The organism is uncultured Exiguobacterium sp. (assembly GCF_964277885.1).
Lineage (GTDB): Bacteria > Bacillota > Bacilli > Exiguobacteriales > Exiguobacteriaceae > Exiguobacterium_A.
On sequence record NZ_CAXYJR010000006.1, the window covers coordinates 62,987 to 85,748 of the forward strand.

General features: G+C 46.8%; 25 protein-coding genes. 13 read left to right on the forward strand and 12 right to left on the reverse strand.

Going from position 1 to position 22,762, the window contains the following annotated elements:
- Positions 1-2 precede the first annotated feature (2 nt).
- From queE to ACHWTJ_RS13425, 8 genes are all read right to left on the reverse strand, one after another.
- Positions 3-719 (reverse strand): 7-carboxy-7-deazaguanine synthase QueE, encoded by a 717-nt coding sequence (queE, locus tag ACHWTJ_RS13390; RefSeq protein WP_394679860.1) that lies wholly within the window; start codon positions 717-719, stop codon positions 3-5.
- Positions 716-1,171 carry a 6-carboxytetrahydropterin synthase QueD gene (queD, locus tag ACHWTJ_RS13395; RefSeq protein ID WP_023469724.1) on the reverse strand — a complete coding sequence of 152 codons (456 nt, stop codon included), beginning with the start codon at positions 1,169-1,171 and terminating at the stop codon, positions 716-718. The genes queE and queD overlap by 4 nt, the downstream gene beginning before the upstream one ends.
- The gene (queC, locus tag ACHWTJ_RS13400; protein ID WP_394679861.1) at positions 1,168-1,824 is read right to left on the reverse strand and encodes a 7-cyano-7-deazaguanine synthase QueC; all 657 of its coding nucleotides are present in this window, start codon (positions 1,822-1,824) and stop codon (positions 1,168-1,170) included. The genes queD and queC overlap by 4 nt, the downstream gene beginning before the upstream one ends.
- Positions 1,825-1,996: 172 nt before the next feature.
- A complete protein-coding gene (gene bshB2, locus ACHWTJ_RS13405; RefSeq protein WP_023469722.1) occupies positions 1,997-2,647 on the reverse strand; it encodes a bacillithiol biosynthesis deacetylase BshB2 in 651 nt (216 codons plus the stop codon).
- The gene (locus ACHWTJ_RS13410; RefSeq protein ID WP_294740042.1) at positions 2,644-3,012 is read right to left on the reverse strand and encodes a YojF family protein; all 369 of its coding nucleotides are present in this window, start codon (positions 3,010-3,012) and stop codon (positions 2,644-2,646) included. Before ACHWTJ_RS13410 ends, bshB2 begins: the two co-directional genes overlap by 4 nt.
- A 61-nt stretch (positions 3,013-3,073) precedes the next feature.
- Positions 3,074-3,889 carry a pyridoxine/pyridoxal/pyridoxamine kinase gene (pdxK, locus tag ACHWTJ_RS13415; RefSeq protein ID WP_023469720.1) on the reverse strand — a complete coding sequence of 272 codons (816 nt, stop codon included), beginning with the start codon at positions 3,887-3,889 and terminating at the stop codon, positions 3,074-3,076.
- Between the two features lie 161 nt (positions 3,890-4,050).
- Positions 4,051-5,055 carry an inorganic phosphate transporter gene (locus ACHWTJ_RS13420; protein WP_294740039.1) on the reverse strand — a complete coding sequence of 335 codons (1,005 nt, stop codon included), beginning with the start codon at positions 5,053-5,055 and terminating at the stop codon, positions 4,051-4,053.
- A 16-nt stretch (positions 5,056-5,071) separates the two neighbouring features.
- Positions 5,072-5,689: a DUF47 domain-containing protein gene (locus ACHWTJ_RS13425; protein ID WP_195866010.1), complete on the reverse strand. Its 618-nt coding sequence runs from the start codon at positions 5,687-5,689 to the stop codon at positions 5,072-5,074.
- A gap of 341 nt (positions 5,690-6,030) precedes the next feature.
- On the opposite strand from ACHWTJ_RS13425, the gene cbpA reads away from it, so the two are divergent.
- The 5 genes from cbpA (at position 6,031) to ACHWTJ_RS13450 (ending at position 12,293) form a co-directional block, all read left to right on the forward strand.
- Positions 6,031-6,669, forward strand: a complete 639-nt coding sequence (gene cbpA, locus ACHWTJ_RS13430; RefSeq protein ID WP_053452092.1) for a cyclic di-AMP binding protein CbpA — start codon at positions 6,031-6,033, stop codon at positions 6,667-6,669.
- A gap of 60 nt (positions 6,670-6,729) precedes the next feature.
- Positions 6,730-7,500 carry a pyrroline-5-carboxylate reductase gene (locus ACHWTJ_RS13435; protein ID WP_294740037.1) on the forward strand — a complete coding sequence of 257 codons (771 nt, stop codon included), beginning with the start codon at positions 6,730-6,732 and terminating at the stop codon, positions 7,498-7,500.
- Between the two features lie 165 nt (positions 7,501-7,665).
- Positions 7,666-8,223 (forward strand): TetR/AcrR family transcriptional regulator, encoded by a 558-nt coding sequence (locus ACHWTJ_RS13440; RefSeq protein ID WP_394679862.1) that lies wholly within the window; start codon positions 7,666-7,668, stop codon positions 8,221-8,223.
- A 14-nt stretch (positions 8,224-8,237) separates the two neighbouring features.
- A complete protein-coding gene (locus tag ACHWTJ_RS13445) occupies positions 8,238-11,423 on the forward strand; it encodes an efflux RND transporter permease subunit (RefSeq protein WP_394679863.1) in 3,186 nt (1,061 codons plus the stop codon).
- Positions 11,424-11,639: 216 nt separating this feature from the next.
- On the forward strand, positions 11,640-12,293 hold the full coding sequence (locus tag ACHWTJ_RS13450; RefSeq protein WP_294740033.1) for a C40 family peptidase: 654 nt from the start codon (positions 11,640-11,642) through the stop codon (positions 12,291-12,293).
- Positions 12,294-12,347: 54 nt separating this feature from the next.
- Here the strand turns inward: ACHWTJ_RS13450 and ACHWTJ_RS13455 are convergent, their stop codons facing one another.
- A complete protein-coding gene (locus ACHWTJ_RS13455) occupies positions 12,348-13,301 on the reverse strand; it encodes a LacI family DNA-binding transcriptional regulator (protein WP_394679864.1) in 954 nt (317 codons plus the stop codon).
- Positions 13,302-13,318: 17 nt separating this feature from the next.
- Positions 13,319-13,579 carry a hypothetical protein gene (locus ACHWTJ_RS13460; RefSeq protein WP_294740030.1) on the reverse strand — a complete coding sequence of 87 codons (261 nt, stop codon included), beginning with the start codon at positions 13,577-13,579 and terminating at the stop codon, positions 13,319-13,321.
- 171 nt (positions 13,580-13,750) lie between these two features.
- Here ACHWTJ_RS13460 and ACHWTJ_RS13465 point away from each other — a divergent pair, with 171 nt between their 5' ends.
- Both ACHWTJ_RS13465 and ACHWTJ_RS13470 read left to right on the forward strand, forming a co-directional pair.
- Positions 13,751-14,209: a MarR family winged helix-turn-helix transcriptional regulator gene (locus tag ACHWTJ_RS13465; protein WP_029342913.1), complete on the forward strand. Its 459-nt coding sequence runs from the start codon at positions 13,751-13,753 to the stop codon at positions 14,207-14,209.
- A 145-nt stretch (positions 14,210-14,354) separates the two neighbouring features.
- The gene (locus tag ACHWTJ_RS13470; protein WP_023469709.1) at positions 14,355-14,987 is read left to right on the forward strand and encodes an NAD(P)H-dependent oxidoreductase; all 633 of its coding nucleotides are present in this window, start codon (positions 14,355-14,357) and stop codon (positions 14,985-14,987) included.
- A gap of 50 nt (positions 14,988-15,037) precedes the next feature.
- Here the strand turns inward: ACHWTJ_RS13470 and ACHWTJ_RS13475 are convergent, their stop codons facing one another.
- A complete protein-coding gene (locus tag ACHWTJ_RS13475) occupies positions 15,038-15,763 on the reverse strand; it encodes a WecB/TagA/CpsF family glycosyltransferase (RefSeq protein WP_294740025.1) in 726 nt (241 codons plus the stop codon).
- Positions 15,764-15,843: 80 nt separating this feature from the next.
- Here ACHWTJ_RS13475 and ACHWTJ_RS13480 point away from each other — a divergent pair, with 80 nt between their 5' ends.
- On the forward strand, positions 15,844-16,503 hold the full coding sequence (locus ACHWTJ_RS13480) for a uracil-DNA glycosylase (RefSeq protein WP_294740022.1): 660 nt from the start codon (positions 15,844-15,846) through the stop codon (positions 16,501-16,503).
- A gap of 51 nt (positions 16,504-16,554) precedes the next feature.
- Here the strand turns inward: ACHWTJ_RS13480 and ACHWTJ_RS13485 are convergent, their stop codons facing one another.
- Entirely contained in the window at positions 16,555-17,385 is an 831-nt protein-coding gene (locus ACHWTJ_RS13485) for a Cof-type HAD-IIB family hydrolase (RefSeq protein ID WP_394679865.1), read from the reverse strand.
- A gap of 178 nt (positions 17,386-17,563) precedes the next feature.
- On the opposite strand from ACHWTJ_RS13485, the gene ACHWTJ_RS13490 reads away from it, so the two are divergent.
- From ACHWTJ_RS13490 to ACHWTJ_RS13510, 5 genes are all read left to right on the forward strand, one after another.
- On the forward strand, positions 17,564-18,769 hold the full coding sequence (locus ACHWTJ_RS13490; protein WP_294751943.1) for a hypothetical protein: 1,206 nt from the start codon (positions 17,564-17,566) through the stop codon (positions 18,767-18,769).
- A 20-nt stretch (positions 18,770-18,789) separates the two neighbouring features.
- Complete coding sequence (locus tag ACHWTJ_RS13495; RefSeq protein WP_023469704.1) at positions 18,790-19,482, forward strand: response regulator transcription factor; 693 nt, start codon at positions 18,790-18,792, stop codon at positions 19,480-19,482.
- Positions 19,479-20,864, forward strand: a complete 1,386-nt coding sequence (locus tag ACHWTJ_RS13500; protein ID WP_294748103.1) for a cell wall metabolism sensor histidine kinase WalK — start codon at positions 19,479-19,481, stop codon at positions 20,862-20,864. The genes ACHWTJ_RS13495 and ACHWTJ_RS13500 overlap by 4 nt, the downstream gene beginning before the upstream one ends.
- A 93-nt stretch (positions 20,865-20,957) precedes the next feature.
- Positions 20,958-21,335: a DUF1499 domain-containing protein gene (locus tag ACHWTJ_RS13505; RefSeq protein WP_050678428.1), complete on the forward strand. Its 378-nt coding sequence runs from the start codon at positions 20,958-20,960 to the stop codon at positions 21,333-21,335.
- Entirely contained in the window at positions 21,332-22,759 is a 1,428-nt protein-coding gene (locus ACHWTJ_RS13510) for an NAD(P)/FAD-dependent oxidoreductase (RefSeq protein ID WP_294740013.1), read from the forward strand. Before ACHWTJ_RS13505 ends, ACHWTJ_RS13510 begins: the two co-directional genes overlap by 4 nt.
- Positions 22,760-22,762: the final 3 nt, after the last annotated feature.

A 22,762-nucleotide genomic window follows, 5' to 3' on the forward strand; every position in this document is an offset into this window, starting at 1 on the left:
CCTTAGACGCCACGGTCGTTCGCGAAAACGAGGGCATGTAATTGTGGTAGGACACGCGCGTGATTAAAACGTTCATCACCGGCAACGCGTTCCCATAGTGTTTTTAAATCATGTAGCATACGTGGAGCAATCGTTCCTTCTTCGTGCGGATCGGGATTTCCGAGTGATAGATAGAGTGTTTTTAAAGCATAGCGCTCAGAAATCATTGCCGCGAAGTCGAGATCCGCCTCATCAAAGATGACGATTTTGACGGCACGTTGTTGTTCCGGCAATCGTTTGAAAAAGACATCCAAGCGATCAAAATCAATCTTCATCCCACTTGAAGGTGGTTTAGGACTGAGTGTGACGTCATCGATATCGAGTAACCAATTTTGCCAGTAAGAACCTTGTGTCTCAACCGACATCGTGATGTTTCGTTCTTTTAATGCCTCAACCAGTGTACCGATCGAAGCGTGAAGTAATGGGTTCCCACCGGAAATCGTGACATGTCCGTAAGAGCCGAGCGCATCAAGACGTTCCATGATCGTCTCTGCCGTCAAGAGTTCGGGTTTTTCAGAACCATCCCATGTAAAGGCGGAGTCACACCACGAACAGGAGTAGTCGCAGCCACCGGTCCGGACGAACATCGTCTTTTGACCGATTGATCGTCCTTCTCCTTGAAACGTTGGTCCGAAAATCTCGAGAACCGGAATTTTTGGTGTTTTCGTTAAGGCACTCATGCTTCGTTCATCCACTCACGACGGACTTCGGCAAAAGCAGTCGGTGTCTCGTAGAGTTTGACGAATTCGACACGAAGTCCACGTTCGTCCGGAAGATGTTGTCCGAGTGTCTCAAAAATCCAAGCCGCCATGTTTTCAGCTGTCGTATTCATGTATGGTAACGATTCATTCAGGTAGCGGTGATCCAATAGTGGTTCGAGATGTGTTTTGAAGATTTTTTTAAGGTCACCAAAATCGAGGGTCATACCGCGGTGATCTAGAAAACCACTGATTCCCATATCGACATGGTACGTATGACCGTGAAGGGCGCGGCATTTTCCATCATAATCATATAGGTGGTGCGCTGCGTCAAACGTCAGTTTTTTTACGATCATGACGCGAGATTTCGTATAGATAAGCGAGTCGCCAGTCGGGCGCTCGACCGTTTCAGGTGCTTCGTAATTGAATGTCATGTGTGTTGAACCTCCTTGATGTATGCATCTAATCCATTTTTCCGTAATTCACAGGCTGGGCATTCACCGCAACCATCTCCAATGACGCCGTTGTAACACGTCAACGTGCGATTTCGAACGAAATCAAACGCACCGAGCGAATCGGCAAGCGCCCACGTCTCTTTTTTGTCGAGCCACATGAGTGGCGTGTGAAGTACGAATGGATAGTCCATCGCAAGGTTCAATGTCACGTTGAGCGACTTGATGAAGGCATCACGGCAGTCCGGGTAACCGGAAAAGTCCGTTTCACATACGCCAGTGACGATATGACCGATTCCGCGTCCTTTCGCAAGGACGGCTGCGAACGAAAGAAACAGATGATTTCGTCCATCTACAAAAGTAGAAGGAAGACCATCTTCGTTCGTCGTAATGGTTTGGCTGTGGTCAGTCAAGGCGTTACTCGTCAGTTGACTGAGAAGAGAGAGATCAAGCTCATGGTGTTTGACACCGAGCTCAGAGGCGATGTCGCGTGCGACTTCGAGTTCTTGCGCATGACGTTGTCCATAATTAAACGTCACGACTTCGACTTCTTCGTATTGTTTCAGTGCCTGAAACAAACAAGTCGTTGAGTCTTGACCGCCACTAAAGACGACAAGAGCACGTTCGTTTTTCATAATGTACACTTCCATTCCTAGTTTTTGTAACGGAGGAGGTTACGAACTCCGGAGACATAGTCTCAACTATTCACACTAGCAGAAGCCGTCAGAAAAGTCGACGTTTTCTAATGAAGACCAAAAAAAGAGATGCTGATCGTCGTTCGGACGATCGGCATCTCTTAATAGAAGATTACAGCGGATAGTGATAATAGCGTTCTTTGACGAGCAGGTCACGGATGTTCGAGTCTTCCGAGATAACCTTCATCAAACCACCAGTTTGCGAAGCGTGTGCTTCGAGTGCTTTGATCTTTTGATCCGTATAGGCACTGACATCATGAATGAATGTTCCTTCCCCGAGCTCTTCTTTTGTATTGTTCGCGAAAGCGACCGCAAGGAACTCTGGGCGATCAGCAGGATCCATCATCCGGAGGGCACGCACGACGGCGCGAGCTGTCGCTTCATGATCGGGATGGACCGCGTAACCCGGATAGAACGAAATCAAACGAGTTGGTCGTGTCTGTTGAATTAAGGCAAGAATACGGTCAGCGAGTGCTGCCTCATCCTCGAATTCAACGGTCTTATCGCGAAGTCCCCACATTTGGAGATCTGAAATCTTCATTTTTGCAGCAGCATCGATCAACTCGCGTTTACGAATCGTTGCGAGCTGTTCCCGGTTTGTAAAAACAGGACGTCCCATGTTACGTCCCATCTCACCAAGTGTCAGACAAGCGTACGTGACAGGACCGCGGTTTTCAGCGTGTTCGATGATCGTTCCAGCAGAACTGAAAGCTTCGTCATCCGGGTGAGGGAAGACGACGAGTAAATGATCTTCGTGTGTCATGCGTCTACCTCCTCTGCACCTTGAGCGAATGGTGTCGGGCTAAGTTCAAAAGCAATCGCAAGACGTCCTTCGATATCGTGACCGGCAATCAACAATTGATCGCCAGCAAATTCGAAGTCAGTCAATCCTTCACCGTATAACCAGCCGTGTGCGAGTTTCAGACCAATCCGGTAAGGACCGTTCCCTGTGATTAGACCGCGTTCGTAAGTGATTTCCGCATTGCGGAAAAACATTCCTGCGCTATGGAAAGTTGGATCTTGGTGCGTCGCGTAGGCACCGTTCGTCGTCTCGACGTGTACATATAACGGTGTATTCGCATGTGCGTCGATATAACGCTGTATTTCTTGTAAATCAATGGCTTGCATAAACTTTTCTCCTCTCCTATACAGAAAGAAGTCCGCGGATATCGCGGACTTCTTAAGCGGATCAAGACTGGACTGTACGATGTGCAGCGTGATCAGTTGGTCCGACGTATTCATTCAAACGGAATGAATGACGAATCGCGGAAGTGATGAAAGATTTTGCTGTACGGACAGCAGCTTCTACCGATGCACCTTTTGCGAGTTCGGCCGTGATTGCTGCAGAATACGTGCAGCCGGCACCGTGCGTGTACGGTGTCTCGATTCGTTCGTCCTCAATCAGGATAAACTCTTTTCCGTCATAAAGCACGTCAACTGCTTGTGGATGGTCAATCTTGCTGCCACCTTTGACAAGAACGTATTGCGCACCTTTTTCGTGAATCCGCGCTGCTGCAAGTTTCATTTCGTCGATCGTTGCTGGCGTTTTACCAAGACCCGATAATTGACCTGCCTCAAAGACGTTCGGTGTGACGACCGTCGCAAGTGGTGTCAAGACATCACGGAGTGCGTTCGCTGTATCAGGGTTCAGCACCTCGTCCTCGCCTTTACAGACCATGACAGGATCGATGACGACGTTTTGGACGCCGGATGATTTGATTTTTTCGGCAACGGCTTCAATGATTTCGACAGTCGGGAGCATTCCCGTCTTCATCGCGTCAACACCAATACCTCCAAGGACCGTGTGGATTTGTGTCCGGACGAGTTCTGTGTCGATTGGGTAAACCGCATGGTGCCAAGAGTGATCAGGATCTTGTGCGACGATGACCGTCAAGGCATTCATTCCGTAGACGCCAAGTTCTTGGAACGTCTTTAAATCAGCTTGAATGCCAGCTCCACCACTCGTGTCGGAACCAGCAATCGTTAAGGCTTTACGTTTTGTCATGGGGCATTCCTCCTAAAGAAATAGACAATCCTTCTTGTTCTTCATCATAGCGAATTATGGGAAAAACAACAACTGTCGACGCTTCTAGTGTAGACAAAACCCCACCTATCTTGAATAGGCGGGGTACGTAATTATTTGTACTTATTTGTACTTATTTGTATTTATTTAATGAATAAGAAGTCGAGAATGTAGTAGATCATAGCAGCTAAAGCCATTGAAATCGGCAATGTGATGACCCATGTGATAAGCATGCGTTGCGCTGTGCCCCATTTGACACCTTTCTTACGGTGTGATGTACCTACACCTAAGATGGCAGATGAGATGACGTGTGTCGTCGAAACAGGAAGATGAATCGCCGTTGCTCCGAAGATGATTGCTGCTGATGTTAAGTCAGCTGCTACACCATTAACTGGACGGATTTTCATGATTTGACCACCGACAGTTTTAATGATGCGCCATCCACCGACAGATGTTCCGAGACCCATCGCGATCGCACAAGAAAGTTTAACCCAAGTGGCAACTTCGTGATCCGTTTGGAAACCAGACGAAATCAAAGCGAGTGTGATGATCCCCATCGCTTTTTGCGCATCATTCGTACCGTGTGTGTACGATTGTAGTGCAGCAGTTGCGATTTGGACGTGGCGGAAGCGACGATTCGTTTTCGCCAAATTTCCTTTTTTGAAGATGATTTTAAAGATTGCATATACGATAAAACCGAGTGTGAAGGCGAGTACTGGTGAAATCAGCAAAGCTTCAACGATTTTCAAGAACCCTTTTGCTTCGATGCCACCGAACCCAACTGAGGCAACAGCTGCACCGGCAATCGAACCAATCAGTGTATGCGACGAACTTGACGGAATACCGAAGTACCACGTCAAAAGATTCCAAGCAATGGCTGAAATCAAGGCAGCGATGACGACATAGCTCCCGTGTTCAAGTGTTGACGGGTCAACGATGTCACCAGAGATCGTTTTTGCGACTCCAGTGAATGTGATTGCACCTAGGAAGTTCATCGATGCAGCCAAAATGATGGCATGGCGTGGTTTCAAAGCACGAGTCGATACAGCAGTCGCGATTGAGTTCGCTGTATCGTGGAAACCGTTGATGAAGTCGAAGCTAAGTGCGAGAATCACGATTATGGCGGTGATGATAAACAGGCTATCCATCTCGTTAGCTCCTCACTTAAGCGTTTTTCATGATGATCGTTTCAATGACGTTAGCTGCGTCTTGGCAGTAGTCCGCGATTGATTCGAGCGATTCATAGATTTCTTTGTATTGGATGATTTTAATTGGATCTGTTTCTGTTGCGAACAATGCTTTGATCGATTTACGGCGTAGGTTGTCACAAATCGTCTCTTGTTCTTTGATTTTGATGACGTGTTCACGCATCGGTTGCAATTTACGTGCAACAAGAAGATCCATTGCCGTCGCGAGTTCTGAGACAGCGATGTTGATTTCATCAACGAACTTGATCATGTGCTCGTCTGCTTGAACGATGTTGTAGATTTCGAAAATAGCGGAGCATTCTTCAAAGCCGTCTAAGACGTCATCGAGTGCGTTAGCGAGTGCGAGTAAATCTTCGCGATCGATTGGCGTGATGAACGCGTTGTTCAAGTCGATGATCAACTGATGCATCAAATCGTCCCCAGCTGTCTCGAAGTCTTTTACTTTATGTGCAAATTCTTTTACATCCGCGATGCCGTTGATTTTAAAGTCAACGAAGAATTGCGAAGTCGTTTTTAAGTGTCCTGCGATTTCGGATAATTTCACTGCGAATGGATCTTGTTTTTTACTAAACATTTCTTCTGCCTCCATATTAAGAACAAGAATAGAATAGTGAAGTAACTTCACGAGTTCGATTGTAGCAGACGGTATTGTAAAAGAATACATTTATGAAGCGTCTTTACGAAATCTTAATAAATCTTAATATGAAGGTGATTGTTGATTTAATAAATTGTCTGACAATGGAAGAATAAGCGTGTACTTGATTGAATTAGATTGGATTAGGTTGTGATTGCAAGCGAATGTCTTGCGATTGTAAGAATAAAAGCGCATCAGAAGTGGGAAAAGAGGATATGGCGCATGAAAATCGAATGATATGATTAAGTCTGCGTAATTAGGTAAAAGAGGAGGATTTTATTATGCTCGTTCAAAGTTTATGTATCCCGAAGCACCAATGTGTCACGATTTCCGAAACTGCGACAATCCGTGAAGCGCTCGACACACTTGAAAAAACCGGATACCGTTGTGTCCCGGTTCTTGATCAGACAGGACAGGACTTCAAAGGGAATATCTATAAAATGCACATTTATCGTCATGGAATGAATGGTGGCAGTTTAGACGATAACGTCATGTCGCTGATTAAGAATACATCCAAATACATCTATACAGGAAGTAATTTCTTTGAAGTCTTCTTCTCGATTAAGGAATTACCGTATATCGCGGTCTTAAATGACGACGGTCATTTCTTCGGTATCCTACCGCACGGAAAGATGCTTGGAATGCTTGAGGAAGCGTGGAATCGTGATTCGGGAAGTTACGTTCTGACGGTAGCCTTAAGCGAACAAAAAGGGGCACTCGAGAAGATTTCGAAGATCGTCAACAAATATTCAACGGTCGCGAGTCTGATGACCCTCGATGCGAAAAGTAGTGTCATGCGTCGCGTGTTAATTACGTTACCGACGGATTGTGATGAAAAGACGAAGAAAAAGATCGTGAAGAAACTTGACGAAAAGGGTCTTCGTGTCGTCGCTGTCGAAGATTTAGCTGTTCGTGTATAATGGACCCGCATAAGACCAGTCATGACTGGTCTTTTTTTTGAGGGAAAGGAAGGATAGACGATGAAACTATTAGTAGTAGGAGCGGGTGCGATGAGTGAGGCACTCGTTCAGGGATGGGTTGCTTCTGGATTTGGACGAGAGGACATCACGATGACAAATCGGAGTGGAGGAGCACGCCTGACGGAAGTCGCGGCACGACACGGCGTTCAGACGGTCGAACAAGAAGATGTCTCCTTATATGATGTCGTCATGCTTGGTATGCAACCCGATGGTGTACTTGACTACGTAGCAAACCAACAATGGACGCACCAAACGATCGTTTCGATTGCGGCTCACATTACACCGAACGAAATTGAACAGTTAACAGAACGTCCGACTGTGGCTGCTATGCCGAATACACCGGTCGCGCATCAATTAGGAATGACTGGACTATGGTTCGGCTCATATGTGAATGAAGAGATCCGAAGTGTAGTCGAGGCATTATTTGAACGTGTCGGAGAAATCGCGGAGGCAAATGAAACAACGATGCCGGCGTTCATGGCGGCAGCTGGATGTAGTCCTGCATTCTTTTATGAAATCGTAGCTGGCATGTTACCCGTCTTGACGGACGCCGGTTTTGAAGAAGAAAATGCACGACGGATCGTCGCACAAGCGATGAAAGGTTCAGCAGAGATTCTCATGCGATCTAGTGAAAGCACGGAGCGTCTTATTGCTGATGTCGCGGCTCCTGGTGGACCGACAGATCGTGGGATACAAGTACTACGGGAGCATCATCTTTTTGAAACGATGCAAGCAGCGCTGCGAGAGAGTGCGCGTGGAGCAGAAGAATAATTTCTGAAATACCGTTTGCGTACAACGAGGTACGCAAGCGGTGTTTTATGTTCACGAAAGTTTCACGTGAAACATAAGCAAAGCGATTGCATCTCGAAATCAAAATTCGTACACTGTAAAAAGAAACCGTCCAGACGGTACAGTAAAAAGAAAAGGGGGAGACTTTTGGCCAGTGTAAAAGCTCAAGAAACACGTCGCCGGATTCTTGAAGCAACGACGACGATCATTTTGCAACAAGGATTTACCCAATTGACGCTCGAGGAAGTGGCGAAACAAGCAAATGTCTCAAAAGGTGGACTATTGTATCATTTCGCTTCGAAGGAAGCGTTGCTAATGGGCGTCATCGTGGCGCAAGAAGCACGTCAATTTGAATTATATGAACAACTTCAGTTGACGATGGGACCGATGGAAGCGTTCGTGACGTTGCAAATCCAACAGCAAGAGGAGTTTCATCTCGATATGGATGCGCTTCTTTACTTATTATCCTTGTTGAAGGACCACACGACGTTCGTCGAGGAGCGAAAACGACAAGCCGAACAGTTCTTCCGCCAACTGACAGAAAAGATGGATCCGGTTGAAGTCTTGTCAATCCGCTTTACGTTAGACGGTTTGAAGTTGTCCGAGCATTTTCAGTTTGGTGCACCGTCTCAAGATGTGCGACAGCGATTGATTCAACAATTAATGGAACGTGCCCGACGATTAGACAAACAAATTGAAGAGTGAGGGAGAACCACACGATGAAAAAGATCATCCAGTTTTCGGTGAACAATAAGTTCGCCCTTTGGCTTATGACGATCATCATCACAGTTGCCGGTATCTATGCGGGAACATCGATGAAACTTGAGACGTTGCCAGACATCACGACACCGACCGTGTCCGTGACGACGATTTATCCAGGCGCTACACCAGAGCAAGTGCTAGACGAAGTCAGTCGAGAACTTGAAAGTAAGGTCGAAAATTTACCAGGTGTTGATACCGTGCGTTCGACCTCTTTCCAAAATGCATCGAACTTACAAATCGACTATAACTTCAGTACGGATATGGAAGAAGCAGAGCAAAAGGTAAAAGAAGCTCTTTCAAACGTAGAGTTACCAGAAGGTGTTCAGGATCCACAAGTCTCACGGATTTCCTTTGATGCTTTTCCGGTCATCGGATTCGCCGTCTCTGACAAGGAACGCTCTCTGTCTGAGTTAACAAAACTTGTTGAAAATGAACTCCAACCGAAACTTGAAGGAATCGAAGGTGCTCAGACGGTTCAAGTCGCAGGGCAAGAGATTCGCCGGATTGAGATTCGCTTCGATGAGAAAAAACTCGAACGTTACGGTCTAACGGAAGAAAAGGCGAAACAGCTGATTCAAGCCAACGATTCACGTTTAGCACTTGGTTTGTACGAGTTAGGGGATAAGGAACAAGCCATCGTACTAGATGGAAAAGCAACGACGGTCAAGGAATTAAAAGATCTCCGCCTTCCTTATACGCCACCAGCAGCGAATAATTCGGAAGCAGGACAAGCAGGACAAGCAGGACAAGCAGGACAAGCACCAGCAACTGCAACTGCAACTGCAACATCCCAAACTACACCATCGACAGGTGCTGTGTCAGGTCAAACAACACAAGCGGCACCAACACAAATACCGACCGTCACGTTATCACAAGTCGCGACGATTGAAGATAAAGGAATTGAAGAATCAATCTCCCGCTCGAATGGAGAACGATCTATTGGTGTACAAGTGACGAAGTCGCAAGATGCAAACACCGTCGATGTCGTCAATGCTGTCAAGCAGACGATTAAAGACTTTGAAAAAGAAAATGGAACAGTCAAGGCGTCCGTGACGCTCGACCAAGGGAAACCGATCGAGGACTCGGTCTCGACGATGATCAGTAAGGCATTGATCGGGGCACTCTTCGCGATTGTCATCATTCTGTTGTTCCTACGTAACATCAAGTCGACGATCATCGCCGTCATTTCGATTCCACTATCGTTGTTAATGGCGATTCTAGTCCTAAAACAAATGGATATTTCACTGAATATCATGACACTTGGAGCAATGACGGTCGCAATCGGTCGTGTCGTTGATGATTCAATCGTCGTCATCGAAAATATTTATCGTCGTTTAACGGACCCGACGGAGAAGTTAAAAGGGAAAGACTTGATCATTAGTGCGACTCGCGAAGTCTTCATCCCGATTGCTTCGTCGACAGTCGTTACGATTGCTGTCTTCTTACCACTCGGATTCGTTACAGGATTTGTCGGTGAACTCTTCTTACCGTTCGCTTTGACCGTCGTTTTCGCACTGTTTGCATCATTGATTGTTGCGGTAACGGTCGTACCGATGTTTGCAGACTCACTCTTTAAACGTGGTAAGGCACCAAAGCCAGAAAAAGAAGAGGGCGGTAAGCTTGCGCACGGTTATCGTCGTGTGCTGAATTGGTCTCTCAACCATAAACTCGTTGTCTTTGGACTCGCCGTCTTACTGTTGATTGGTAGTTTTGCGCTCGTACCAACAATCGGTGTCAACTTCTTAAATCAAGAAGGAGAAAAAACACTGTATGTCACGTACAATCCAAAACCAGGTCAAACGCTTGATGATTCATTAAAAGCAGCTGATCAAGCGGAGAATTATTTCAACACACAAAAGAACATCGATAATCTCCAATTTACAGTGGGTGGAGAAAACCCATTGAATCCGGGTAACACCAAACAAGGTGTCTTCATCGTCCAGTATGATCCGGACACAGAAGATTTTGCTGACGTCAAACAAGCGGCAATCAAACAATTGAATGCCGATATTCCGACAGGTGAATGGAAAGAACAAGACTTTAGCGGTGGTGCAGCTTCGTCAGGCGTCTCATATTCGATCTTCGCGAATAACATCGAGGATTTAGAAAAAGTCACGCCGACATTCGTCAAAGCGATCGAAGGCGAATCGAAATACGTTCGTAAAGTAACGACGGATTTAAAAGAAGCCTATACGCAATATACGTTCGAAGTGGATCAGAAAAAAGCCGCTGAATTCGGTGTTTCGACAGCACAGCTCGCGCAAGGTATCGCGAATGTGCAAGGAGAGGAAAAACCACTTTCTACTATAAAAGTAGAAGGGAAAGAACTTGATGTCATCGTACCGAACGAACAGACGACATATGATTCGATCCGAGATTTGGAACGGACCGATGTCGTGACGCCGCTCGGTGTTCGTAAACTGTCTGACTTCGTGACCGTGAAAAAGGGAACGACTCCGGACTCGCTCAACGAACGAGATGGCAAGCTCGTCGCTACCGTGACAGCAGAACTGAAAACGGATAAAGCGACGGAAGCTTCACAAGCAATTGAAAAATCAGTGAAGAAAATCGACCGTCCAACGGGTGTCTCGTATGAGCAAGGGGGAGTCACCGAGCAGATTCAAGAGTCCTTCACACAACTCGGATTAGCGATGGCAGCAGCTGTAGCGATCGTTTACTTGGTTCTTGTCATTACGTTCGGTGGAGCCTTGACGCCACTCGTCATTCTCTTCTCGTTACCGTTTGCGATCATCGGTGGACTCGTCGCCCTGTTGATTACAGGAGAGACGATTTCTGTATCGTCCTTGATTGGCGCCTTGATGTTGATCGGGATCGTCGTAACGAATGCGATCGTCTTGATTGACCGCGTCATTCATAAGGAAACAGAAGGATTATCGACGCGTGAAGCATTACTCGATGCTGCTGGAACACGACTTCGTCCAATCTTGATGACGGCGCTCGCAACGATTGGTGCCTTGGCACCACTTGCGCTCGGACTCGAAGGAGGCGCGTTGATTTCGAAGGGATTAGGTGTGACAGTCATCGGAGGACTTACGAGTTCGACGTTGTTGACACTCCTCATCGTGCCAATCGTCTATGAATTCCTAGCACGCTTCCGTAAAAAGAAGTCAATGGATTCTTGAAAAAATAGATAAACAGTAAAAGCGACAGAGAAGTGGAAATGGCGGTATTACGTCATTCCACAGCCTGTCGTTTTGTTTTGTTACAAAAGTATTACGATAAAGGTTTCGTGTCAAATAACTGTAACACGATGCAAATTAGGAAAGTGATAGGATAAAAACAGAAATTATCTGACAATTTAAAGACTTCCTATTCATACATAAAAGGAGAATGAATCCATGAAAGCTGTCACTCGTGTTTTGTTAACCCTAACGTTACTTATCAGTAGTTGGACACTGGTTCCAGCATCAACGCAAGCTGCAACAAGTAAAAAAGTAGTGGTATCGGTGGATGTGCTGAATATTCGCGCCAAAGCTGCTGTATCGAGTCAACGAGTCGGACAATTGAAACTCGGTCAAGCTGTGACGGTCGTGGGTCAGGTCAAAGAATGGTATCAAATCCGTCATCAAGGGAAATCAGCCTACATCGCCTCTACATACACAAAAGCGTATAACGCTAAAGCGACAAAGGGACTTAGTAAAACCGGATCAACGATCGTTTCTGTAGCAGAAAGTTTAAAAGGACGTCCTTATGTTTTTGGTGCGACAGGACCAGTTGGCTTTGATTGCTCCGGATTTACGCGTTATGTCTATCAAGCACTAGGGAAATCACTGCCACGTACGGCATCAGCTCAATATGCGGCAACAAAACGAACAGCGCCTGGCGCTGGTGATCTTGTCTTCTTTACTCATGGAAGTGGGATTCAACACGTTGGAATCGCTGTTGATGGTGGTACGATGATCAATGCGAACTCGTATTATGGAAGAGTCGTCAAAGAATCGTTCCGTGGCGGCTACTGGGGATCACGGTATGTAGCAGCAGGAGCACTTTAAACAAAATGAAGCGGCGAATTCAAATCGATGAAATCGCCGCTTTTTTATATGGATTCATGCATGGGGCAGGACGGTCGTTCCAGAAATGAACGCTGAAGGCACTTCGATTTGTGGACGAGCTATTGGATCTTCGCGGATAGTCAATTGAAAAGCATGTCGCCCGATCGTGGCATACGGAATCGCGATCGTCGTCATCGCTAAGACTTCAGCGAGTTCACTTCCATCAAAACCAATGACAGAGAGATCTCCCGGGACCTGATAGCCTTGTTTTCGGAGTTCCAAGATCAGACCCGCTGCGACGTGATCGCTGGCGGTCAAGATAGCGGTCGGTCGTTGTTTTTGTTGCATCCAACGTCTCGCAACAGTCGCACCATCTTCGATCGTCAATGTTTGTTCATAGACGAATTCGTCACATACGACCTCTTGATACGCATGTTTGCGTGCTAAGCTATTCGTGCTGTCCGGTCTTCCGAGACAGATACCGATACTTGTGTGTCCTTGTTGTCGCAGATGCGCGAGTCCTTGTTGAAAGGCAGTATAGTGATCGATATAAACAGCGACCACGTCTTCATGGTGTTCACAAAAGACAATCGGTCCATAGCGTTCATACGGTAAAATCACTGATAATGGAAGGCTGTGTGACACGACGATGAGTGCGTCGATTTCCTGTTGCGCCAGCGCATCCAGTGCCAGTTGCTCATGCGTTTCCACATAATTCGTTTGCCACGTCAAGAACCGATAACTGGCGTCAAAGGCTGCTTGAGCGATGCCTTGGAGAATGGCGGCGTGATATGGATGATCAACAAACGGAAGCATAACTCCGACCGTTTTTGTCATGCCCGTCGAAAGATGGACAGCGGTTTGATTACGGATATAGCCGAGTTTTTCTATCGCTTCTCGGACAGCTTGTCGCTTCTCGTTTGCCACATACGGATGATTATTTAGTACACGTGAGACTGTCGTAACGGATACGTTTGCTTCACGTGCCAAGTCTCGGATATTCGTCATCGCGCATCCCTCCTGAATTAGGTCTGGCGAGATAATCGTTGTTCAAGTCGGCGCCAATCCTGTCGGGAGACGGGAGCCGAGAATGGAGTTGTCTGTTCAGCCAGTTCATTGATTTTTGAGAGCAGTCGTGTTTTTTCTTGAGGAGACAAATCAGGGTATTGATCAACTAACGTGTGTTGACATAAATAATAGCCTGCTGGTGTATGCAACTGTTCAATCGCCCATTCAAAAGCGACATTCCGCTTGAATAGCTGGGTTAACCGAGTATGGATCGACATGATGATTACCTCCTTCTTAGTGTATATCAAGACGATAGGCTATGAAACGCGTTTCACGGCAAGAACTTTTTTTGAGATATAAATCGATTGGAAAATTTCAACAAGAATTGACCGGATAGACAAAGAAGTCTATGATTGTGACGATACAACACAAAGAGGGGCGAACGTAAAATGGAATCGACAGACTCGAAGCTGGCATTGAAAATGCTCGTTGTTCTATCTCGGACGATGCATGCGGTGACGGAGCAAGTGAAGGCAGACATCAAAACACATCAATTGAATTTATCGGAGTTCGGCGTTCTTGAATTGCTGTACCACAAAGGGGACACGCCTCTACAACAAATTGGCGATAAGATTCTATTAACGAGCGGAAGTGTGACGTATGTTGTCGATAAACTTGAAAAGCGCGGATTGATTGCGCGAAAATCATGTGCGACGGATCGTCGTGTCACATTTGGGACATTAACGGAAGCTGGACGCGAACTAATGGAAGAGACATTCCCGAAACATGAAGCCTTTTTAGCGGACTTATTTAAGGATTTGTCGGTTTCTGAAAAGGAACAGTTGATTGATCAGTTGAAACGAATCGGTTTACGAGCCGAACATTATACGCCGCTCGAAAATGTATAAGAATTAGCACTCATACGATTAAAAAAGCTCAGGTCACGGACTTGAGCTTTTTTTCTTCGTTTGGAAGTCAAACTAATTGACAAACGAAAAAGTGGTTGGTATGTTTAGTTACAGAATTTACTTTAAATAAAAGGGAGAAATAATAATGACTAAATTACTTTATGTAACTGTTAACCCGAAAGCTACAGAACACTCTTTCAGCCTTCAAGTCGGTGAAGCATTCCTCGAAAGCTACAAAGCAGCGAATCCTTCAGCTGAAGTAGAAGTTCTTGACCTATATAACGAAACAGTCCAAGAAATCGATACAGATGTTCTTAGCGCATGGGGCAAGTTCGCAACTGGCGAAGAATTAACAGAAGTGGAGATTGCAAAAGTCGGTACGATGACAAAACACCTCGAGCAATACATGGAAGCAGATGAGTATGTCTTCGTTACACCAATGTGGAACTTCTCTTTCCCAGCACGTCTCAAAATGTACATCGACAGCGTTCTTCTTGCAGGTAAAACATTCGCTTACACTGCAGAAGGTCCAAAAGGCTTGATGGAAGGTAAAAAAGCACTCCACATCCAAGCAACAGGTGGCGTCTACACAGGATCTGGTCTTAACTTCGGTGACGACTACCTCCGTCAAGCACTTGCTTTCACTGGCGTAACAGACTACGATGCACTCTTCATCGAAGGTATGGCGATGAACCCAGAAAAAGCAGAAGAGATCAAAGAAGCAGCAATCGCTAAAGCAAAAGAACTCGGTCGTTCATTCTCGACTGTCAACGCGTAAGATAAGCGTAAAAAAGGCTCCCGCCGTGTCGGGAGCCTTTTTGTGTACGCTCAAGAGAGCGTTGATTTTTTACGAAGTACGAGCGTCAGGAAGAGTAACAAGTCCTTAAATTTCTCGAATCCACGAGGATGCGTTGAGATGCGATAAAGCCATTCTAACTTGAGGCGACGAAATAATTTAGGCGCACGTTTACTGTGTCCGGACCAGACGTCAAACGCACCACCGACACCGATGAAGATACCGTGATTGACTTGATCATAGACGGAAGCGATCCATTCTTCCTGTTTCGGGGCACCGAGCGCAACGAGAACAAGATCAGCGTCTGCTTCTGCGATCGCTCGTGTTGCTTCCTCTGTTTTTCCAAAACCATGAAACGTTCCCACGAAGTGAATGTTCGGGAAACGAATCGATAACTGACGGATGAGCGATTTCATGACTTCCGGGCGTCCACCGAGTAAAAAGACGCGCTTCTCGAGTGCGTCTGCCGTCCGTAATAGTTCACGTGCCGTCTCGATTCCCGGCAATGTCGCAGTGAGCGGTGCTCCCATCCGTTTGCTGGCAGCCGTCACACCGATCCCGTCTGGTGTGATGAACGTCGCCCGTCGTAAGATGGCATCGTAAGAAGGTTCGCGCAATGCACGCAACACGAGCTCGGGATTCGCCGTGACAAGAAAGGCTTTTCCTCGGTCGTGTAAGATTGTTTTAATATGGGTATACCATTGCGAAGGTGTCGCATCCACGAATGGTAGTCCGAATACTTGCTTTGTCTGAATCATAGTTTTCCACCTCATCATCCATCATAGCAGAATCAAGACGGACGAACAGCGACTTGAGACTGAAAAAGGAGCGGATTCACGTGCATCCATCTTGGCAAACCGTGTTAAAAGAAGAAAAGGAAAAACCCTATTTTCAAGAACTGTGGACCTTTTTGAAGGAAGCCTATCAAACGACGACCGTCTATCCTCCGAAAGAGCGGATCTTTCATGCGTTCGATGCGGTCGCTCCAGAAGATGTCCGGTGCGTCATCTTAGGGCAAGATCCCTATCATGGTCCGCGTCAGGCGAATGGACTCAGTTTTTCTGTTCATGATGGTGTACCGATTCCACCATCTCTGCGAAACATGTTTAAGGAGCTCGTCGCGGACATCGGTTGTCCGGCTCCGACATCTGGAAACTTAGAAGCTTGGTCACGACAAGGTGTATTCTTACTCAATACATCTCTTACGGTCGAAGAAGGGAGAGCGGGATCCCATGCTAAAAAAGGATGGGCACCGTTCACGGATCGGGTCATCGAAGTATTAGGAACACAGACACAACCAATCGTGTTCATCCTCTGGGGAAATCATGCGAAGAGTAAGAAGGAGCTGATCGATACGAATCGTCATCTTGTTCTTGAAGCTGTTCATCCGAGTCCCTTATCCGCGAGTCGTGGGTTTTTCGGTAGTAAACCGTATTCTCAAACGAATGCTTGGTTAAAAGAGCAGGGAAGAGAACCGATCGACTGGTGTTTGTCGTAAATTAAAAGCGTGTGTCCCGTTGAATGCGGAACACACGCTTTTTTGAGTTACTTAGCGGCTTGAGATTGCTGGTTCTTCATCCATCATGAACTTTTCGACGACGAGAGCAACACCATCTTCATCGTTCGAAGCGGTCATATACTGTGCTTTTTCTTTGACGGTATCGGCTGCATTCGCCATCGCAACGCCAAGACCTGCCCATTCGATCATTGAAAGATCGTTGTTGCCGTCTCCGCAAGCAATGACTTCTTCTTGAGCGATTCCCAGTTTTTCAGACAGTAAGGCAAGGCTTGTTCCTTTGGTGACACCGTCTTCCGTGAATTCAAGGAAAAACGGCTTCGAGCGGGCGACGGCGAGTTTACCCGCGAGTTCCTGTTGAAGCGTCTGCTCGACACACGCGAGGTGTGTCTCTTCTGCCATCATCAAACACTTGACGACAGGTGTTTGAATCGCGGCTTTAAAATCAGTGACGGGAACGACATCCATACCAGTCAATTTTCCTTCGAGCGTCGTATACTCGTTCGATTGTTCTGTCAGGATTTCATCTCCGACATATGTGTGGATGTAGACATCCTCCCGTTTACTTAAATCGTAAAGGCAATGTACCGTCTCAGGAGAGAGGGTACTGAGGAAAAGCGATTCGTTCGTTTTACAGTCGATGATCGATGCGCCGTTGAAGCTCAGGATGTAGCTTCCATATCGTGCGAGTTCTAGTTCTTCTGCAAGGTCGAGCATCGCATATGTCGGACGACCGCTTGCGAGCACGACTTTCTTCCCGCGACGTTGCGCAGCAAGTAAGGCATCTTTCGTACGTGGTGAAATCGTATGGTCACTTGTCAACAAGGTATCATCTAAATCGAGAACAATCATTTTGTACGTCATACATTCAAACCCCTTTCAATTATCTGTATATCGTAACAACTTGTGTCCCATTCGACAATATACTCTCCGTTGAGAGAGTATGATAAAGTGGAAACAGAGCCCGTACGGAAAGGATTCCAACTTTATGAAATATCTCTTCATGATCATATCAAGCCTATTATTAGCAGGATGCAGTACAATGTTTCCGCATCCCGCTTCTCTACTCGAACATCCGTCCCTTCCGGCATGGGAGCAGTCGTTGAAAGAGCGGATTGACCGCGATTTGCCGAAACAGGCAGAAATCGTGGCGCCACGCAATCAAGTAGTATCCCGTCTATACGAACTTGTCGATTTAGACCGAAACGGTAAGGATGAAGCGATCACTTTCTACCGCAGTGAGCAGGATGGACGTTTCACGATTCACCTTCTCGTTCATGAACGACAAGGTGAAAAATGGCGACTTGTGACACGGCAGACGGTAGCTGACGGTCGAGCCATCGATCGACTCGAAGTCGTATCTGACGCGCAGCATAAACAAAACCATTTAGTCATCGGGATTACCAGTTATGGTGAAAATACGTTATACATCATTGAGCAGTTACTATCGAAGCAACGAGATGTCACGAAGGTGGATCGGTATGACCGCCTGTCAGTGGATGATTTGAATCAAGATCGCGAGAGGGATATGGTGCTTCTACAAAAGGGAAGTCCGTCTCGTTTGATCTATTATAAGGACATCTTGTCGAAAAAGCGTCAAGAGACGACACTAGCGACAAAAGATGGCGATTTATTCGCAGAACATGACTTACTTGAAGTCGATACGATCAATGCCGCACGCAACAAAGGCTTGATCGTCTCTTATACACGAGATGCCAAGATGCACATCGCATTATTTCGCTTAGCGAACGATACGCTGGAACAAGTGCGTTTCGGTCAGGTCGATGAGATCGTTGAACCGATGTATACGTTCCCAAAGGATGTCGATCAAGACGGAATCGTCGAGTTCGGTCATCAATATACGCCAGGTGGTAGTGAAGGGCGTGAAGGTGAGCCGAAACCACGTATCACAGCGTACTACACATGGAACGGATCGAACAATCCGCCGTTTCTTGAGAGTGGATTCGAACTGCGGGAAGAGCAGTACATTGATCAAGAATATAATTTCGTCATGCGTTTCCCCGCTAATTGGGCGACACGGGAAACGATTGAAAAGCGTGAAAATCGCGTTCGCTTCATCAATCGCGATACGAAGCAGGTTGATTTTGAATTAGAGATCATTCCAAAGAATCAATACATTGCTAGTGACCAAAAACGAAAAATTAAAGAGGGCATTGATTATGTCTATGTGATCGACGCGACGAAGGATTATGAAGGGTTCGTCAATCGTGTCACACTCGTGGAATAAAGAGTCAGGGGGAGAAAAGAATGACCAAAATACTAGTAGCCGAGGATGAACATGCGATTCGCAGTTTCATCGTCATCAATTTGAAACGGGCAGGCTATGACGTCATTGAAGCGGAAAATGGAAAAGAGGCACTGGCGCAATTTGATCAACAGACCTTTGATATTTTGTTACTGGATATCATGATGCCGGAAGTAGACGGTTTCGCTGTCTGTGAACAGGCGCGGGCGAAGGACGAGGTCGTCGGGATCATCATGCTGACGGCACGGACGCGAGAAGAAGATAAAGTCATGGGACTAAGCGTAGGAGCGGACGATTACATCGCGAAGCCGTTCAGTCCAGCAGAATTACTCGCACGTATCCAGTCGCTCTTGCGACGCGTAGAGACGTTACGCCGTAGAAAACAGCCACGCGAACTTGTTTCAGGACCGTTCCGGATTGATTTAGGAGCGAAGCGTGTCCAAAAAGAAGGTGTCGACGTCGAAGTAACGCCGACTGAATATGATTTACTTTGTCATTTCATTAAAAATGAGGATCAAGTCATGTCGCGAGATGAGTTACTCGATGCGGTATGGGGTGAGAACTATTTCGGCGACCGAAAGACAGTCGATGTCAACATTCGCCGCCTTCGTCAAAAAATCGAAGAAAATCCAGCGGAACCGAAGTTCATCGAGACATTGTGGGGACATGGATACAAGTGGCGTAACGAAGAATGAAGCGCCAGATATTAATGCGGTTCATGACGATCATCACGGTGACGGTCCTACTCGTCATCGGGATTCTCTCGTTCGTGACCTATAACTATTACTACGTGACGGCGACGGATGTCTTAAAACGTCATGCGAATGCGAGTGCAGTTTTGTTCGCAAATAGCGGACTCGCTTATGATTACACAGATTCAGAAGCGACGATTCATGATGTACTCGATTCTTACGCCTATCCAGATGCAGAAATCGAAGTGTTGGATGCGACAGGCATTCCGCGCTATTCTTCGACTGGTTTCATCTCGCAACGTAAATTAACGCGAGCGGCGGTCAATCAAGTGAGGGCGGGGCAGACGGTCACGAAACGATATGACGATGAGGCGACAGGAGAACATTTGCTTGAAGTGACTGAACCTGTCGTATCGTTTGGTCAGACGACGGGAGCACTTCGTTATACGACATCGCTTGAGCGAATCGATCGACGTGTGATTGAAATTTGTTTAGCGATCGTCCTCCTGGGTACAGTAATTTGGGGACTTGCCTTCATCTATTCCTCACGTCTGGTGTCATCGATCGTTCGGCCGATCCAAGAAGTCATCGGTGCGTCGGACCAAATCGCGAAACAACATTACGACGTCAAGGTGAACGAGGAGTATTCGTTCGAACTCGGAGAACTAGCACGGACAATCAACTATATGGGGCAACAGATCAAGCAACAGGAAACATTGAAAGATGAATTCATTTCGGGTATCTCCCATGAGTTACGGACACCTTTGACATCGATCAAAGGCTGGAGCGAGACGTTACTCGTCGAACAGGATCAGTTGCCAGAAGAGGCGTCGCTTGGGATGGGCATCATTCATTCAGAGACGGAACGTTTGATCTCGCTCGTTGAACAGTTACTCGATTTCTCAAAACTTGAGACGAGCCGCCTCGTTCTATACCGTCAGGAAGTCAACTTGACGGAAATCATTGAGACCGTCACAGCACAACTGCGTCAAAAGCTAGAAGAAAAAAATGTTCAGATCGTACAAAAATTACCGGCGCAAGTCGTCGGTCTATACGACGAAAATCGATTGAAACAAGTCTTCTTGAACCTGCTCGATAACGCGATTCGCTTTTCTCCAATCGGTGGCACGATTACCATTCGCCTCGTTCGTTCAGAACGTGTGTTGTTCCTCTCCTTCAGTGATGAAGGACCAGGTATTCCGAAAGAGCACTTGCGTCACGTCACAGAAAAGTTCTATCAAGTGCAAAAAGGAAAGGGCGGAACAGGACTCGGACTATCGATTTGCCGAGAACTCGTCGAAGCACATGAAGGCAAGCTATTCATCGATAATCAGCCGGAAGGCGGTGTCATCGCAACGATTCTGCTACCTGTCACGAAAGCGTAAACACTCAGACAGGCAGAGTGAAACAGAAACTGGTAAAGTTAAGTGGATTATAGTACGAAATGGATCAGATGATAGGAAACGGAGGAATCAGTCATGGCACTTGGTGTTTCAAATGGTACGCTTCAACCGCTCTCCGGAAAACCGAATGCGGTATCTACTCAAACCGATCTACAGGATATGAAAATGCGTCCGCTCCCGTTCAAAGGAACGCTTGCGGATTCGAAATTCCAACTCTTACGGATTCTACAAAGCCTCGATCGCGTGAAAGTCGTCAAGGAGGAAGGGACATATATCCATGCCATCTTCACGAGTAAAGTCTTTCGCTTCAAGGATGACGTCGAATTTTACTTCGATGAAGCCGCACAAGTGATTCATTTCCGTTCGGCATCTCGTGTAGGATATTCTGACTGGGGCGTCAACCGTAAACGGATGGAAGACATCACACGTCGTTACGAGGAGGGCTCGCGATGAAGACTTATCAATTAGTTGTCATCGGTGGCGGTGCTGCCGGAATGACGATTGCTGCTGGTGCAGCGAGTCTTGGTGCACATGTTGCCCTGATTGAACGGCATGCACACCTAGGCGGAGATTGCCTCCATTATGGTTGTGTTCCTTCGAAGGCGTTGATTGAAGCCGCACACGACGTGCATGTCATGAAGCGTACGGCTGAAAAATACAATGTGACGCTGAACGGAGACGCTGTCTATTCTAAAACGAAAGCAAGCGTCGACCGTGCGCGTAACATCATTCAATCACACGATGGAACGAAACGATTTGAAGATCTTGGTGTCGACGTCTATATCGGAGAAGCGACATTCCTCAGTGCCCATGAAGTCGAAGTAGCGGGACAGCTTGTCGTGGGTGAGAAGTTTGCGATCTCAACAGGTTCTCAACCGATCATTCCGCCGATTGATGGACTTGATACGATTGATTATTTAACGAACGAGACGATCTTTGAATTAACGGAGCGTCCCGAGCGTCTGCTCGTCATCGGTGGTGGGGCAATCGGTCTTGAGCTGTCGCAAGCGTATGCGCACCTCGGAACGGAAGTCACTATCATCGAGGGGATGAAGACATTGCTCGGAAAAGAGGACCGTGACATGGTCGAAGTCATTCAACGTCAGCTCGAGCAAGAATTGACATTACATCTCGATACGAAAGTCACACACGTCCGCAAATCGGCGGGAGGCATCGAAGTGACAGTCGAAGCAAACGGCGAATCACGTGTCATTGAAACGGATGCCGTACTTGTCGCAGTAGGCCGTAAGCCACGTATCGAAGCGTTACGTCTCGACCGTGCTGGTGTTCACGTCGAGAAAGGATTCGTCCAAGTCGATAGTTCGCTCCGGACAAATCAGCGGCACATCTTTGCCGTCGGAGATACGATTAATTCTTTACCGTTTACGCATGTTGCAGGACTTGAAGGAAAAACCGTCGTCACGAATGCTTTATTCGGTCTACGGACGAAACCTGATTATCGGGCAGTCCCGTGGGTCACATTCACGACGCCTGAATTGTTCCATCTCGGATTGACGGAAGAAGAAGCACGTAAAAAACATGGTGAGATCAAGATCTACCAGACGGGTCTCGATGAAGTCGATCGTTTCGTCATCAATGGTCAGACGGAAGGTCGCGTCAAGCTCATCGCTGATAAACGGGGAAAACTGATCGGAGCACATGCGATCGGAGAACAAGCGGGTGAGTGGATGCAAGAAGTCGTCTATGCGATGGCACGTAAGGATAAGGTCGGTCAATTGTCACGTGTCGTGCATCCGTACCCGATTCGTGGTGCTGCCGTTCAACGTGCTGCTGATGTCTACTGGCGTGAACGTTTATTCGCTGGTCCGATCCCAAAATGGTTGAAACGTTATTTCGACTGGAAACAAGGAGAATGATTC